This is a genomic window from Clostridium swellfunianum (genome assembly GCF_023656515.1).
Lineage (GTDB): Bacteria > Bacillota > Clostridia > Clostridiales > Clostridiaceae > Clostridium_AT > Clostridium_AT swellfunianum.
Genome location: NZ_JAMOFV010000006.1, coordinates 1,869,320 through 1,883,599 on the forward strand (window position 1 = coordinate 1,869,320; position 14,280 = coordinate 1,883,599).

The 14,280-nt window shown below is 33.4% G+C and carries 17 protein-coding genes; all 17 read left to right on the forward strand.

Annotated features, from left to right (window positions below; genetic code table 11):
• Positions 1-9 precede the first annotated feature (9 nt).
• The 17 genes from NBE98_RS08510 to NBE98_RS08590 all read left to right on the forward strand — a co-directional run bounded on the left by NBE98_RS08510 (position 10) and on the right by NBE98_RS08590 (position 14,255).
• A complete protein-coding gene (locus NBE98_RS08510; protein ID WP_250814521.1) occupies positions 10-3,030 on the forward strand; it encodes a type I restriction endonuclease subunit R in 3,021 nt (1,006 codons plus the stop codon).
• A 68-nt stretch (positions 3,031-3,098) separates the two neighbouring features.
• Complete coding sequence (locus NBE98_RS08515) at positions 3,099-3,320, forward strand: YdbC family protein (RefSeq protein ID WP_250814522.1); 222 nt, start codon at positions 3,099-3,101, stop codon at positions 3,318-3,320.
• Between the two features lie 117 nt (positions 3,321-3,437).
• Positions 3,438-3,818, forward strand: coding sequence for a hypothetical protein (locus NBE98_RS08520; RefSeq protein ID WP_250814523.1), 381 nt, complete (start codon positions 3,438-3,440; stop codon positions 3,816-3,818).
• Between the two features lie 59 nt (positions 3,819-3,877).
• Positions 3,878-5,014 (forward strand): hypothetical protein, encoded by a 1,137-nt coding sequence (locus NBE98_RS08525; RefSeq protein WP_250814524.1) that lies wholly within the window; start codon positions 3,878-3,880, stop codon positions 5,012-5,014.
• A gap of 191 nt (positions 5,015-5,205) precedes the next feature.
• Positions 5,206-5,427, forward strand: a complete 222-nt coding sequence (locus NBE98_RS08530) for a hypothetical protein (protein WP_250814525.1) — start codon at positions 5,206-5,208, stop codon at positions 5,425-5,427.
• A gap of 30 nt (positions 5,428-5,457) precedes the next feature.
• Complete coding sequence (locus NBE98_RS08535) at positions 5,458-5,631, forward strand: hypothetical protein (RefSeq protein WP_250814526.1); 174 nt, start codon at positions 5,458-5,460, stop codon at positions 5,629-5,631.
• A 144-nt stretch (positions 5,632-5,775) separates the two neighbouring features.
• Complete coding sequence (locus NBE98_RS08540; protein WP_250814527.1) at positions 5,776-6,141, forward strand: hypothetical protein; 366 nt, start codon at positions 5,776-5,778, stop codon at positions 6,139-6,141.
• 126 nt (positions 6,142-6,267) lie between these two features.
• Positions 6,268-6,645, forward strand: coding sequence for a hypothetical protein (locus NBE98_RS08545; RefSeq protein WP_250814528.1), 378 nt, complete (start codon positions 6,268-6,270; stop codon positions 6,643-6,645).
• A 28-nt stretch (positions 6,646-6,673) separates the two neighbouring features.
• Positions 6,674-7,075 carry a hypothetical protein gene (locus NBE98_RS08550; protein WP_250814529.1) on the forward strand — a complete coding sequence of 134 codons (402 nt, stop codon included), beginning with the start codon at positions 6,674-6,676 and terminating at the stop codon, positions 7,073-7,075.
• A gap of 107 nt (positions 7,076-7,182) precedes the next feature.
• Complete coding sequence (locus NBE98_RS08555; protein ID WP_250814530.1) at positions 7,183-7,653, forward strand: phage integrase N-terminal SAM-like domain-containing protein; 471 nt, start codon at positions 7,183-7,185, stop codon at positions 7,651-7,653.
• A gap of 17 nt (positions 7,654-7,670) precedes the next feature.
• Complete coding sequence (locus NBE98_RS08560; RefSeq protein ID WP_349305905.1) at positions 7,671-8,201, forward strand: JAB domain-containing protein; 531 nt, start codon at positions 7,671-7,673, stop codon at positions 8,199-8,201.
• A gap of 1 nt (position 8,202) precedes the next feature.
• Entirely contained in the window at positions 8,203-8,511 is a 309-nt protein-coding gene (locus NBE98_RS08565) for a DUF960 family protein (protein ID WP_250814531.1), read from the forward strand.
• 283 nt (positions 8,512-8,794) lie between these two features.
• Entirely contained in the window at positions 8,795-9,631 is an 837-nt protein-coding gene (locus NBE98_RS08570; RefSeq protein WP_250814532.1) for a hypothetical protein, read from the forward strand.
• Positions 9,632-9,850: 219 nt separating this feature from the next.
• Complete coding sequence (locus NBE98_RS08575) at positions 9,851-10,222, forward strand: hypothetical protein (RefSeq protein WP_250814533.1); 372 nt, start codon at positions 9,851-9,853, stop codon at positions 10,220-10,222.
• 92 nt (positions 10,223-10,314) lie between these two features.
• Positions 10,315-11,004 carry a hypothetical protein gene (locus tag NBE98_RS08580; RefSeq protein WP_250814534.1) on the forward strand — a complete coding sequence of 230 codons (690 nt, stop codon included), beginning with the start codon at positions 10,315-10,317 and terminating at the stop codon, positions 11,002-11,004.
• Between the two features lie 20 nt (positions 11,005-11,024).
• Positions 11,025-13,790, forward strand: a complete 2,766-nt coding sequence (locus tag NBE98_RS08585) for a bifunctional DNA primase/polymerase (protein ID WP_250814535.1) — start codon at positions 11,025-11,027, stop codon at positions 13,788-13,790.
• 126 nt (positions 13,791-13,916) lie between these two features.
• The gene (locus NBE98_RS08590) at positions 13,917-14,255 is read left to right on the forward strand and encodes a hypothetical protein (RefSeq protein WP_250814536.1); all 339 of its coding nucleotides are present in this window, start codon (positions 13,917-13,919) and stop codon (positions 14,253-14,255) included.
• The last annotated feature ends 25 nt before the right edge of the window (positions 14,256-14,280 follow it).

The following is a 14,280-nucleotide window of genomic DNA, read 5'->3' on the forward strand; positions in this document are numbered from 1 at the left end:
GTGATACCAATGCCATTTACGGAAGACACCTTGGAAAAAGCAATAATAGAGCAGTTTGAGTCTTTAGAGTATGAATATATATATGGTCCTGATATTGAGCGGGACCACAGCGAGGTTATCCTTAAGGATTACTTCTTTGAGAATGTAGCTCGTATTAATAAAGGAATAACAGAGGATATACTTGAAGAATCTTATAAACAGGTAAGAAGCTTAGGTCTTATTAAGCTGGCAGAAATTAATGAAGCCTTTCATAAGTTGTTGGTTGAAGGAGTACTTATACCTTATAAAAAGAATGATGAACCAAAAACCTTTCAAGTTAAGCTTATAGACTTTGAAAATGTTAAAGTTAATGATTTTAAGGTAGTAAATCAATATACTATCAAGGAATTTAAGACAAAAAGACCTGACATAATTATATATGTTAATGGTATCCCTTTAGTTGTGTTTGAACTTAAGAATGCAATGAAGGATGATACTACTATAGAGAATGCTTATAATCAGATAAAGAACTATCAGTTGGATATACCTTCATTGTTTCACTATAATGCCTTTAATGTAATATCAGATGGAGTAACTGCAAGCATGGGAACTATTTCAGCTGATTTTACTAGATATATGGTATGGAAATCTAGAGAGGGAGAGGCACCAAAAGGTGATTTTAATCCTATAGATGTTCTACTTGAAGGTGTATTTAGAAAAGATAGATTACTGGATATTATTAGAAACTATATTGTTTTTCAAGATGTTAAGGGCAATACCGTAAAGATTGTGGCTGGTTACCATCAATATTTTGCTGTAACTAAGGCAGTTAATAGAACAAAGGAAGCCTTAGCTAACAAGGATAAAAAGGTAGGGGTTGTTTGGCATACCCAAGGAAGTGGCAAGAGCTTTTCTATGGTATTTTATACAGGATTGATTGTAACAGATCCAAAATTAAATAATCCTACAGTTGTAGTATTAACTGATAGAAATGATTTGGATAATCAATTATATTCTACCTTTGCAGCTTGCTCAAAGCTGCTACTTAGGCAAGAACCTAAGCAAGCTAAGGATAGGGAACACCTGAAAGAGCTATTAAGAGTAAATGCTGGAGGCGTCGTATTTACTACTATTCAGAAGTTTGATGAAAATCCAGATGTGTTATCTGAAAGAAGCAATATCATATTTATTGCAGATGAGGCTCATCGTTCCCAATATGGCTTAGAAGCTAAGTTTGACAGGACTACAGGGGAATGGAAGTATGGGTATGCTAAAAATATGAGGGATGCTCTTCCTAATGCTACTTTTATAGGCTTTACAGGGACGCCAATTGATTTTAATGATAAATCTACAAGAGAAATATTTGGAGATTATATTGATATATATGATATGACACAGGCAGTTGAGGATGGTGCTACAGTACCTATTTACTATGAAAATAGAACTGCTAGGTTAAAGCTTGATGAAGAAGTTTTAGAACAGATAGATACTGAGTACTCTAAAATAGCTGAGGAAACCACACAGTATGTTATAGATAAATCTAAACAGGACTTATCTAAAATAGAAACTATAATAGGCTCTAAGCAAAGACTTGAAATGCTTGCCAGTGATATAATAAAGCATTATGAAGAACGACAATATGTGCTTACAGGGAAAGCTATGATTGTGTGTATGAGCAGAAAGATAGCTATAAATCTATATAAAGAGATACTAAATCTAAGGCCAGACTGGACTAATAAAGTAAAGGTAGTTCTTACTGAAAGCAATCAAGATGATGAAGCTTGGCATGATATTATAGGCAACAAGGACTATAGAAAAAATTTAGCTATTGAATTCAAGGATGAGAAAAGTGAAATGAAGATAGCTATCGTAGTGGATATGTGGCTAACTGGCTTTGATGTTCCCTCCATGGCTACAATGTATGTAGACAAACCTATGAAGGGTCACAGCCTAATGCAGGCAATTGCTAGAGTAAATAGAGTATATAAAGATAAAGAAGCAGGCCTTGTTGTTGACTATATAGGCATGGCAGCAGAGCTTAAAAATGCATTAAATGAATACACTAATAGGGATAAAGACAAAATACCTGATGTAAGCAAGGCATTAAATATAGCATTAGAAAAGTTAGAGATAATGAAAGATTTCTTCTACGGCTTTGATTATAAAGCTTTCTTTGGAGATTCAGAAAAGGGTAGATTAGATGTACTTTTAAAAGGTATTAACTATGTACTAGGCTTTGATGAAGAAGATTCTAAGCTATTTATTAGGGAAGCAACAGCTCTTAGCCAAGCTGAAACATTGTGTAGAGCTTTGCTTAATGAAGAGCAAAAGAAAGAGATAGAATACTTCAAAGGAGTAAAAGCAGGTGTTTGCAAGGTTGCCAACAGAGGTAAGCTTACGGCTAATGAGGTTAATGCAAGAATAGAAGTAATAATAGAGCAAGCTATTCAGCAAGAAGGAGTATTTAATATATTTGCAGCTACTAATCAAGCTAATCCTGAAATATCAATACTTTCTGAGGAATATATGAATAGCATCAAAAATATGAAGCATAAAAATATAGCTGCTGAACTCCTTAGAAAGCTGCTTAATGGCAACATAAGAGTATTTCAAAGAAGCAATGTGGTTAAATCAGAGCTATTCTCGAAGAAACTTAAGGAACTTATGAAGAAATATAATAACAGAATGATTACAAGTGCTGAAGTAATAGAAGAATTACTAAATCTATCTAAAGACATAGTAACCGCTGTAAAAGAAGGGGAAGAAAAAGGTTTATCAACAGAAGAATATGCTTTCTATGAAGCATTGGTAGCTGATCCTAAAGTACTAGAAGAAATGCAAGATGCAACCTTAATTGCAATGGCTCATGAATTAACTGATATGGTAAGGAAGAATAAGACTATAGATTGGGATAGGAAGGAGTCAGCAAGAGCTGCCATGAGAAGGCTGGTTAAGAGACTACTTAGAAAATACAAATATCCTCCTGAAAAAGCAGATGGCGCTGTGAATATAGTTATAAAGCAAGCAGAGCTTATGAGCGCAGCAGTATAAAAATTTAAGGACTATAGCTATATTTATAAATTCAATTTCACATTTTAATTATTGAGGTGAATAAATAAATGTCAGACATAAAATTTGAAATAAAAGAAACTACAGGAGTCCTTTCAGAATCAGCTAAGGGGTGGAAGAAAGAATTAAATCTAATAAGTTGGAATGATAAAGAGGCTAAGTATGATATTAGGGACTGGGATACGGAACATAAGAAGATGGGAAAGGGTGTTACTTTATCTGTTGAGGAATTGAAGAAGCTAAAAGATATTCTTGATGAAATGGAGCTATAAGCTTCTAATGTAAAAACACTAGAATTAATTTCTGGTGTTTTTCATATTTAATTAGAGAAATAAGAGGTGAAAAATGTTTTTTATAGAATAATGTATTAAGAAAGGGGTGGAAAATAAATGGATCTAATTTATAGTACTATTAATTTTTATGATAAATTAGTAAGAAGATATAGGGAGTATTTAAAACCTGATATTATTTCAGTAGTAATGATTCAATCAAAAGATCAGGTTTATTTAGAAACAACAGAAATAGAAATTCTTGAAGATGGCTTAGAAAAACAAACCACAAAAAGAATAGACTTAGGTTTTATAACAGATGGAGAAGATTTTGAAAGTGAAGAATTATTCTTTAATCCTAAAGATCCTATAGAAAAAAATGTTAGGAAGTTTATTAATGAACTTTCACCTTATTCCATTATTAATACAACTGATTTATTTCATGAAGAAGCTTGTGGAAAAATAAATAGAAAATATAATACTTTTGGGGTAAATATGTAATTGGAAAATAGTATCATCTTAAAAAGTAATGATTATTTTGAAATAAGGTAGTGGGTAATATGGGGCACATAGAAAACTATTCTGCTTTTTATAAATGGATAGAGGGTACAAATATAGATCCGCAAAGAGAAATTCCATGTATTAGATTTCTGTGGGAGAATGGACTAAGTAGTTCAATTGAAACATATGTGGCTGATATTAATGTACCAGGACCAACTAGTCTTTATGGTATTCCAGTAAATAGGGCAGCAAGAACTACAAAGGATAATCTTGAAAAAATCAAGAAAAGCGCAGGTAAAAGAGAAATAGATGCAGACAGGGTATGGAATGATTATAAAAATATAAAAGATATTATGGTAAGGTTAGATTATGAAAGAATGCCGGCAGATGCAATAGCATTTTATCGGCCATTTCATTTTGAACCTTTTGATGAATGGGGAATATACATCTATATTGATAAACTTCTAGAGTACTGTAGAAATATTGTAAACCGTCTTGGTAACTCATTATTTCTATTTTCTGACTTAAGGGATGTTATGTCATTTGTTTTGTTTGAAATCTTTCATCACGAATTTTTTCATCATATTGTTGAAAGTGCAGCAACTACAATTGAGATTATAACTGCTAATTCAAGAGAAGAGGCAGTTCCATATTACATTGATTATTTAAGAAAAAAGTATCATACAGGGACGGCTATTGGAAAACATCCGGATGACCCAATTGAAGAAGCCTTAGCCAATGCCTATGCATACAATTCTTTCTCATTTATATCGAGAGTTAAGTTTGGGTATAAAAGTGTAGCAGTTAATGCATACCAAAAAGTTATTAAAAAAGTGTGGAAAAATGAGCCGAATGGATATTGTTATGCTGAGAAGTATATTGATTCTGGATACAAAAATGGGAGTACTTTGTTATTATCGCAGATACTTTATGATTTAAACTATATGACTCCAGAAACTATAGGACTAATAGCCCAGAGTGTTCTTCTTAAAGGGCACAGCGCATTTATGGAAAAAGCCAATATACCTGTGTATTTAGTAGGTAGTGAAGCTATATTATCTGAGTTTTACAACTTAATTCCAGCGCCAAATGAAACCTATACAACACTCTTTATGGCACGTGAAGATGTAGATATTGATAAAAGACTTCAGGAGATAAAAAGAATTAATTCTAAGAATAAACAAAATAAGAGTTAAATTATATGAAAAGTTACCTTATTAAAATTAAAGCTGCATTAAAGCATGTTAAGCATATGTTTTATTATAAGTCAGTCATTACATTTAATTGCACTAAACATGGATTTAGTAAAAAAATTTATAAAAAAACAGTGACTATATAAATATTTAATATCAGTGAAAATAAAATATTTGGGATAGGGAGTTGAAATATGGATAATAAGAAAAAATTTAAGATAGGTATTTATTGGACTGAGTCTCATGCTGGAGAAATTGAAATTGAGGCAGAAAGTGAAGAGCAAGCTGAAGAATATGCAGAAGAGAATTTGCACGAGTTGATGTACGATATTAGGGAGAAGCAGGATCAATATACACTTGTGGGAGATATTGATATAGAGCTAGCAAGCGTTGAGGAAATAAACTTACAATTATAAAGAGTATAATCTCAAAAAGAGATATTAGTTTTGAATAATAAATTTGATAAGGAAACAAGAATTGATTTAATTATTGACATGCTAAACTTAATTCATGAAGATAAGTTTGAGCCTGAAAAAGCAATACAATATATGTCTATACTAAAAGGAACAGAAGAAGACAAGTCGATAAGGCTACTGCCAGAAGTAATACAAAAGCAATAATATAAAATCCAGGATAAGCTAAATGTGGTTTAATGTAACAAATACTATTTATAAATATATATTATATACATGTAAATGAAAGTCAATATCAGTATGTAGAGTAAGCTGATATTGACTTTTTCTAATTAGTGAGGAGGTATTGAAATGAAGAGAATATTTAAGAGAGAACATTTAAACAGTATAACCTCATATCCAAATGAGGTGCTAAACAGTATTCAAAAGACAATTTTATTATTAGATGAAGCCTATGGAACAGAGAGGCATATAGTTAGGGATTTAGGAGGATATATTATTCTTGTTGAGAACAAAGATGAGTTTGAGTTAATTAAACAGGAGAATTTTATTGATTTAGAGTGTGATGCTATACCAGAATTTGTTGATTTAATAAGATGTGAGAATGGAAAAGTTTTTACAAACGCAACTATTTTGCTTAGCAGTGACTTTAGTATTACAGTGGTAATGCCGCTGAATATAACACCTGACAATATAAAAGGATACATAGAAGATTAGAGGCTCTTAACCTAAAAAATGGTTAAGGGTCTTTATATATTTTTCAAAGAAAGTTAGTAATATTGATAGAATGAATAAATAAAAAATATTTATATAAAAAGAAGATTCGATAAGGAGTGAGAAACTATGATAAAGGGATTTTTACTAAATACCTATAAAAGAAGGCTTGAATGTGAACTTAATGATATGAATATAAAAGACCTTGAAGAGTACACAATAGGCTCTAACATAGGTTGCGAGTTAGCAGACTTCTATAGGAGAATAACAGAAGAGGTAATTCGTGAGTCAGTAACCATAATAGGCGATGAAATTAGCGATGGTAAATATGAAATTATATTTCTTATGGCTAATGGAAAAGAATATACAACAGTTTCAAAAGCTTGGTATACCAAGGAATTTGTTTTTGATACTGTAATGGATGTACTTATAGATTACTTTCAAGATGTATGGGAACATAGAAAAATTGAGGTTTTTAATAGCAGAAATATGGAAATCTGCTACTAAGATAGAAATAAAATGAGGAGGAATAAAAATGAGAATTATTAAGAAACTACAAGACATTGAGCTTTTGAAGGAAAAGCAGGTAATGAGCAAAGAGGTACTAGAGGAACTGGAGGAACACTTCAAAAATATCTACAGGAATCTTGGACTGCCTGAAGGAACTGATATAGAAGAATTTTCTCTAAAAGAGTGCGGTATAATGGTGTACCTGGAGGCTGGCGACAACATCACAGACCTAGAAGAAATAGGACTCAGTCCAGAGGATGATGGATTATTAGGTTCTACGCCTGAATGGGTTGATGAACAGATTCTAGATAGTTGTACTTTAGTTACAGTTTGCATATTATACAATAATGAGTGTGCATTAAGTATTTTCTTTAGAAAAGAAGATTTTAAAAATGAATTAGAAGAATGGGTAAGCGATTATATTTAAACACCTAATCTCAAGTAGGAAGAGAGTAGGTGTTATTTTATTTCAAAAATATATTTTCTTACTGCTATCAGTAAATTGTAGGTTTATTAAAATAGGAGGGAATAAAAATGGCAGCTGCTAAAAAGAAAAGTGTTATTAAGCAACAAATAATAGAAGAAAATTTAACACCTGTGACAAACCATCTAAGTCCTAGACTACCTGTAGAGTTCATTATAGGTAAGGAAGGGAAGAAAATAATAGAAGAATTTAAAACTGATTTAGAAGAAAGGAATAAGGCACTAGCAACTATAAAATCATACATTTTCGATGTTAATAGCTTTATATCTTTTATTGAAAGCTCAGGAGTTATTTTTACTGGAGAGTTCAATATTAGCCAATACAAGGACTTTATAGAATATCAGGTTAAACAAAAGGTAAAACCAAGTACCATTAATAAGAGGATAAATAGCATTCAGCAGTTTAACATATATCTTCTAACTAAAAAGTATATGGATGGAGTAGTCGTTATAGCCAAAAATGATAAATTACCAGTAAATCAAGCGGATGAAATAATACTATTGTCCAACAAAAGATTTTAATGAGGAGTAAGGAAAATATGAAAAAATACTTAGATGAAAAGAAAAAAATAGAAGCCAGTGAACAAATGGAGCTAATTCTAAATGAAAATAAGAAAAGTAAGATACCAGCAAAAAGGGTTAGTGTAGTTTCAATAAAGATAGTGCGTGAATCTAGTGTTTTGTATGAAGGAAGAACAATAGGGACACCATCAGATGCTGCAGAGCTTGGAAGAAGATTCTTAGAGGATTCGGATAGAGAGAAGCTAATAGTATGTTGCCTTGATACTAAAAATCAACCTATTTCAGTGTCCATTGTAAGTGTAGGATCACTAAATTCCTCAATTTTCCATCCAAGGGAAATATTTAAGACAGGGGTTCTCTCTAATGCTGCATCTGTAATAGTTTTTCATAACCATCCAAGCGGTATAACAGACCCTTCAACTGAAGATATAGAGGCAACTAAAAGAATAAAGGAAGCAGGAAAAATAATTGGGATAGAGGTTTTAGACCATATAATAGTCGGGCAAGGTAATAAATTTTGCAGTATGAAAGAGAAGGGAATTTTGTAAAATGTTTGATAATGAAAGGTATATAACAAAAGGAGTAAATGAAACCATAAGTATACAGTTAGGACTATTATTATGGAGCCTTATAGACGAACTAAAGAAAAAAGAAAAGTTTACAATTGATTATTTACAGGTATTTGAACTTAGAAGCATAAAGTCAAATAATGGCTTCAACCAAGAACTTATCCATAAACAGGAGGTAGAGCCATATAAGAAAGTATATCTATTTTCAGCTAGCGAACCAATAGATGCTAAGATATATGCAATCGACGATTCTGAGCATAGCGTAATGATGCTTTCCAGTGAATACTAAGTATACAAATAATATGTATAAGAGGAGAGTTTAAGATGAGTGTGAAAATAATAGTAAAAATGACAGCAAAAATAGTTGGTAAGGTGTTAGTCGTAGTTGGTACATTATTAGAAAAAGGCACAATTAAATAATAAAAAAATTAAGGAATAAATATCAGGAGTTAACTATAGCTCCAACTAAAAATTGAATAATATTTTTATAATAAATAAAGCTAAGTCATATAAACTGTGATTAGGCTTTATTTTTTTGTAACACAATACCTTTAAACTTTGGAGGAACAACAATGAAGACTTTTACAAAAAAAGATATTATTGATTTAGTACCTCGGTGGAATAATGAAGGATGGGAATATGAAACGAAGAAAAATCATCTGGATAAAATAATGGAGTTTCTGCTCGAAACAGACTTACTTGAGTGGCATAACAAAGTAAAAAAGGTATATGGGGTAAATAACGTAAAAGAAGTAACTAAAATAAAGAAGAGAAAAAAAACAAATGATAGAAAGATGGTAAAGAATATAAAGAGAATAAAGAAAGTAAGAAAAGGACCATACTTTTTAAATGAAGAAATAAACTTGATTCAAGAGTCAAAAGGAAATTATATAGGATACGAATATAATGTTATTACAACAGTATTATTGATAAGCTTATGCGAGAATGAAAATGAACCTTACTTTCAAAAAATTATTAGGGGTCAATATACAACAGAGGAAGAGGCAGAAGAATGGCTTGAAAAAGTAAATGATACAATAGTTGAACAAAGGAATTTATGGGAAAAGTATGGAGATGAAAGAGAGTGGGGAGTAATTTCTCATAATATCGCGGATATTTGCTATAGTTTAACAAAGCTTGAAAGAAACAAAACAGAGGTGAATATTATTAAAGATCAAGTAAATTTATTTTATACAAGGTTCATGGCTCTACCTGATGATAAGATGATAGAATTTTATAATGAATTGGGCAAGAATAGAATAAAATACTTGAACAAAGGAATAGATAAAAAAGTTAATGGAGAGAAAGATGATAAAGGCAACATAAACGGAGGATTAGATAAAGCGGAAAAAAGCTTATATAAAATTGATTTAGGATTAATTGAAGAGAAGGTTAGAAAGAATCGATAAATAATCTATTTTATCAATTCTTTCTTTTTTTGTCATTGAAAAAAATCGATGAAAAAATGCTTTATTATTTTCTACGAGAGGTATATTTAAATGCTTTATTATATGTTTGTAACAAGTAATAACAACAAACGAAAGGAGGATAATACTTTTTTTCAAATTGATGAAAGTTGTAAACTCATCAACTTAACAGATTAAAAATAAATTTGAAGGAGCGATATTATGTTTGCTTTTAAAAGAAATGAAGAAATTACTGAAGGGAATTACGATGTGAAAATCGATAGTGCAGAAGTTGTCAGATATCCTAAAAGCGACGCTTTAAAGATACACGTTAGGAATCAATTTGGAGCGAGCAGGACATTCCTACTGTTTGCTAATAATACGATGCTTATTGAAAAATTGCTTGAGGCAACCTCGTTAGAATCGACCGATGGAAGTTTCGATGAAAATAGTCTAGTAGGCCGCTATGTTTCAATCGATACGCAGATGGACAAGGGTTATCTCAATATTTATAACTTTACAGCTAGTGAGCCATGGGAAATATCTGAGCAACGAATATATCAACCTGAGGATTTAGAAGAGATTGAGATATAAGAAAGGAGCTATATTCAAAATTCAAAATAAAATTGAAGAGATGCTAAGCAAAATAATCAGGGCTCTCAGGGCCTTTAGGGAGGAATATCACTATGATAAAAGTAAAAGAAAACCAAATTATAGAAGCAGAAAAAAGTGAAATGGAACTTCATGCTAGAAAAAAAGAAACAATAGAAATCAATGGGGAGGAGAATAGAATGATTAAAAATGAGGAGTTTTTAGAAACGAACGATTGCAATCTTGAAGATGGTGACACTTCAGTAAAGAGTCAAGAAAACATTGAAGAGAAAAATGAGTTAAATGAAGTAGAAGGAACAAAGGCAGAAGAAAGAACAGAATCAGTAGAAGAAACTGATGAAGAAACTGATGAAGAAACTGATGAAGAAACTTTTGATTTAACACAGGTTGAAGCTTCCAAGAGCAAGGGCTTGAAAAAAGTATGGAGTGAACCTGGCGCTATGACTGCTGTTCGCACTGAGAAGCATGGTAATAGAATCACCTTTGCTGGTTTTGTTATGAAAGAGTTGAAAAAACCAACCAAGCTGCAAATTGGGTTCACGAAAGATTCAGTTGTTGTGTCAGAAGATATTCCCGGTAATGAAAATTATTTCAACGTTAGTTTTAGCGGGGGGAAGGGGCATATCTATGCCAAGCAATTAGTATTAGAAGTTATTGAACGCTTTAACTTGAATTTTGATGGGATAACATCAAAAACTTTTGGTGAAGTGAAGTTTTATACAGACGGTGACTATCCAGTGGCTGTAATCAAAATAAAAGAGTAATAATTGAAAGAGGTGGGAGCATGGATGTGGCTGTAATTGAAAAGATGAAGAAGGCGGCAAAGGAGCTTGCCTCTAAGGGAATGCCTATATTTGAATGCGAAGGAAAAATTCCAATGACTAAAGGTTGGACCAATATCACTAACACTACTCTGTATACTATTGATGGATGGTTCAGAGGGTCTTTATGTCCTTCATTTGGACTGGCTCTGGGGGAAAGGTCCAGTATTGTTGGCATTGATATAGATGGGGAAGAGGCGCTATCTGTATTAGAGGAGATTTCCAAGGGTGATTTACCAAAGACATGGTCTTTCAAGACGCCGGGGGAAGGAAAGAGGCTTCTGTATAAGACACCAGTTGGCACAATCACAAAAAAATTCAAAATCACTCTGGGGGGAAATCACAAAGAACTTGCTTTTCTGGGGACGGGGCAACAGACAATTATGCCCCCCTCATTTCATAAAAACGGTGGTCAATATGAATGGATTGAAGGGCTTAGCCCTGATGAAATTGACATTGCTGCTGCACCTGACTGGCTTCTTGAGATTATGTCGGGGAAGAGCAAACCAGTAGCAAAAGAACAAGGTGGAAACAACCGATCTTTTTCATATGAAATGTCAGAGCAGGGGATGAGCGATAAAATTGCAGAATATCAGTGTACGAAATTTTCTGAGCACTGTCCAATGTTCAAGGAAGCTATGGAGATACAGATGAAGGAAGGTCTTCCCGAGGACGATTGGTTTCTTATTATATGCTTGCTTGTGAATTCGGATAATGAGGCGCTTGCCTATCACTTTTCCAGGATGTGCCACAAGCACGATACTCGCAGCGAAGAGAGGATTCAAAAGCTGATAGAGGAAAGAGACAACAGTGAGGACGGATGTGGAACACCACGATGCACAACTTTTGGATGCAGAAGGAAGCATATAGGCAAGTGTTTTAATAAGATAATTAAGGATGAAGACGGCAAAATCAAAAATAGTCCATCCGCTTTCCTATATGAAGTAACCAAGATAGATCCCCCAAGTGACCCTAAGTACAGTTATTATCTCGATAGATTGAGATTCATCAAAGACATATATCTGGACGAAAAAGGTAACCTATGCATGCTATTTAAGGGCGCCAAGGTTACATTGGCTAACTTCATACTGCGGATAACGAAGGAAATAATCAAGACGGATGGACTTAAGAAGGAGCACTTCGTATGTGTTGAGGGGTTGCTTGAAAACGGGTTGCCGATAAATGCTCAGAATATAAAGCTAGAGGAGTATGAAAGTATGAACTGGCTCATTAAGGAGTGCGGCTCAGGGGCTATAATTTTCTCTGGTCAGGGATATAAGGATAAGGTCAGGGAGGTAATCCAAAGGATAAGCGGGATGAAGCAGAGGGAACAGATTTTTACTCATACAGGATGGTGTAATCTTGCGGAAAATAGAAGAGTATATCTTCACTATGGAGGGGCAATTGGGGCAGAAGATGTGAAAGTTGAGTTAGACAAGGGTCTTAGTCTTTACAAGATGCCGTCGAAAATCACTGATATCAAGAGCGCAATTGGAATGAGTCTGAAGATACTAAACTTGGCATCGCTAAAGGTTACAATCCCAATGCTTGCTGTAGTATATCTTTCAACGCTAGTTCAGTGCTTCAAGGATGCTGGGCTCAGCCCTGACTTCATTGTATGGCTTCATGGAATCACAGGCAGCAGAAAGACTTTCATCGCAAAAATGCTTCTGTCTCATTTTGGGGATTTCGCTTATAATTCACCTCCTGCCAGCTTTAGGGATACGGAAAACTCCATTGAAAAGAGAGCACATTGTCTCAAGGATTCACTACTTCTAGTTGACGATTACCACCCTAACTCAATACCTTCGGAGGCAATGCTGATGAGACGAGTAGCTGAAAAGCTGCTCAGAATGTATGGTGACAGAACAGGAAGGGGTCGCTTGAATTCAAACACAGACCTTCAAGCAACCTACATTCCAAGGGGGATGGCGATAGCCACAGGAGAAGACCTTCCATTAGGGCAATCTTCTAATGCTCGATATATAGGTCTTGAGATAGTGAAGAGCGAAATCAACCTTGATGTCTTAACAGAACTACAGCACAACAGTGTTAAGCTAAGGGAATCGATGTTAGGTTTTATCAGGTTTATTATTAATAATGGAGATAGACTTACTCAGGAGATAAAAGCTCAATTTGAGGAGCTAAGACACTCTTATAACTCTTCGAATGTGCATGGGCGAGTGTCAGATGCCGCTGCATATTTGGAAGTCGCATTTTATGTATTCTTGGAGTATGCACATGTTAACGAGGTTATAGACCAAAATAAGCGAGAAGAACTTCTTAATACATCGAAGAAGGTGTTCGAGGACATAATCGCAAATCAATCTGAGTTAATCAAGGAGCAGAACGTTGAGGTCGTGTTTATTGAGGCCTTGAAAGAGATGTTCAACACCAGAAAGATCCGTGTTGAAAATTTAGTTGGAACGAACCAAACGGAGTTTTCATTTGGAACTGGTGAATTCATAGGTTATTGCGACAATGAATTTTACTATCTATACCCTCAAATTACCTATGATGCTGTCAACAGCTTCTTGTCGAAGAGTAATAGGAGAATATCAATAATTCCTAAAATGATGTGGAAGAACCTAGCTGCGGCTGAAATGATTAAAACTGAATCTCAGGAGTCGGAGAATCCACAGAACCTACCTAAAAAAGCTGTTAAGATAAACGGAAGGGAAAAGAAAAGGGTGCGTCTGTTGCATATTCCCAGGAATATCATCGACTAAAGTGCTAAATAGAGGTTTGCGCCCTGCAAGCCCTTGTGAAATTGATTAGAGTATATGGTAAATAAGATATTATGAAGTATTCTATATATAAAAACTAATATTAGGATTAGAAAGGAGCAGGATAGTATGAAAGAATTAATAAAAATCATAGAAAAAAGAATAGGAGTATATATAAGAAAGAAAAAAACAGGAGAAAATCTTTCTACAGGGTATGGAAGGCTTCAATGGCTGAGCTTTGAACTATCCGATCATACATCTGAAATAGAAGAATATATTGATGAATTCGGAGAAGACTTCGAGATTCATGAATTATTTGAAGATATTAAAAGTGGATATATTGAAGCAGTTTTATTATGGTCAATAAAAGATGCTGAAATATTTAATATTAATACTTTAGTAAATCTGTGCCATGATAATGAGATTCCAATAGTGAGCTTTTGTGAAGTAATTGAATGTATCCAATAAGTCTCAGAAAATATATATTATATAT

Coding starts and splice junctions, on each gene's coding strand:
- NBE98_RS08525 (WP_250814524.1), top strand. CDS start 3,878: ATGGGGCACATAGAAAACTATTCTGCTTTTTATAAATGGATAGAGGGT.
- NBE98_RS08575 (WP_250814533.1), top strand. CDS start 9,851: ATGTTTGCTTTTAAAAGAAATGAAGAAATTACTGAAGGGAATTACGAT.
- NBE98_RS08565 (WP_250814531.1), top strand. CDS start 8,203: ATGTTTGATAATGAAAGGTATATAACAAAAGGAGTAAATGAAACCATA.
- NBE98_RS08555 (WP_250814530.1), top strand. CDS start 7,183: ATGGCAGCTGCTAAAAAGAAAAGTGTTATTAAGCAACAAATAATAGAA.
- NBE98_RS08545 (WP_250814528.1), top strand. CDS start 6,268: ATGATAAAGGGATTTTTACTAAATACCTATAAAAGAAGGCTTGAATGT.
- NBE98_RS08520 (WP_250814523.1), top strand. CDS start 3,438: ATGGATCTAATTTATAGTACTATTAATTTTTATGATAAATTAGTAAGA.
- NBE98_RS08580 (WP_250814534.1), top strand. CDS start 10,315: ATGATAAAAGTAAAAGAAAACCAAATTATAGAAGCAGAAAAAAGTGAA.
- NBE98_RS08590 (WP_250814536.1), top strand. CDS start 13,917: ATGAAAGAATTAATAAAAATCATAGAAAAAAGAATAGGAGTATATATA.
- NBE98_RS08550 (WP_250814529.1), top strand. CDS start 6,674: ATGAGAATTATTAAGAAACTACAAGACATTGAGCTTTTGAAGGAAAAG.
- NBE98_RS08515 (WP_250814522.1), top strand. CDS start 3,099: ATGTCAGACATAAAATTTGAAATAAAAGAAACTACAGGAGTCCTTTCA.
- NBE98_RS08560 (WP_349305905.1), top strand. CDS start 7,671: ATGAAAAAATACTTAGATGAAAAGAAAAAAATAGAAGCCAGTGAACAA.
- NBE98_RS08510 (WP_250814521.1), top strand. CDS start 10: ATGCCATTTACGGAAGACACCTTGGAAAAAGCAATAATAGAGCAGTTT.
- NBE98_RS08570 (WP_250814532.1), top strand. CDS start 8,795: ATGAAGACTTTTACAAAAAAAGATATTATTGATTTAGTACCTCGGTGG.
- NBE98_RS08540 (WP_250814527.1), top strand. CDS start 5,776: ATGAAGAGAATATTTAAGAGAGAACATTTAAACAGTATAACCTCATAT.
- NBE98_RS08530 (WP_250814525.1), top strand. CDS start 5,206: ATGGATAATAAGAAAAAATTTAAGATAGGTATTTATTGGACTGAGTCT.
- NBE98_RS08585 (WP_250814535.1), top strand. CDS start 11,025: ATGGATGTGGCTGTAATTGAAAAGATGAAGAAGGCGGCAAAGGAGCTT.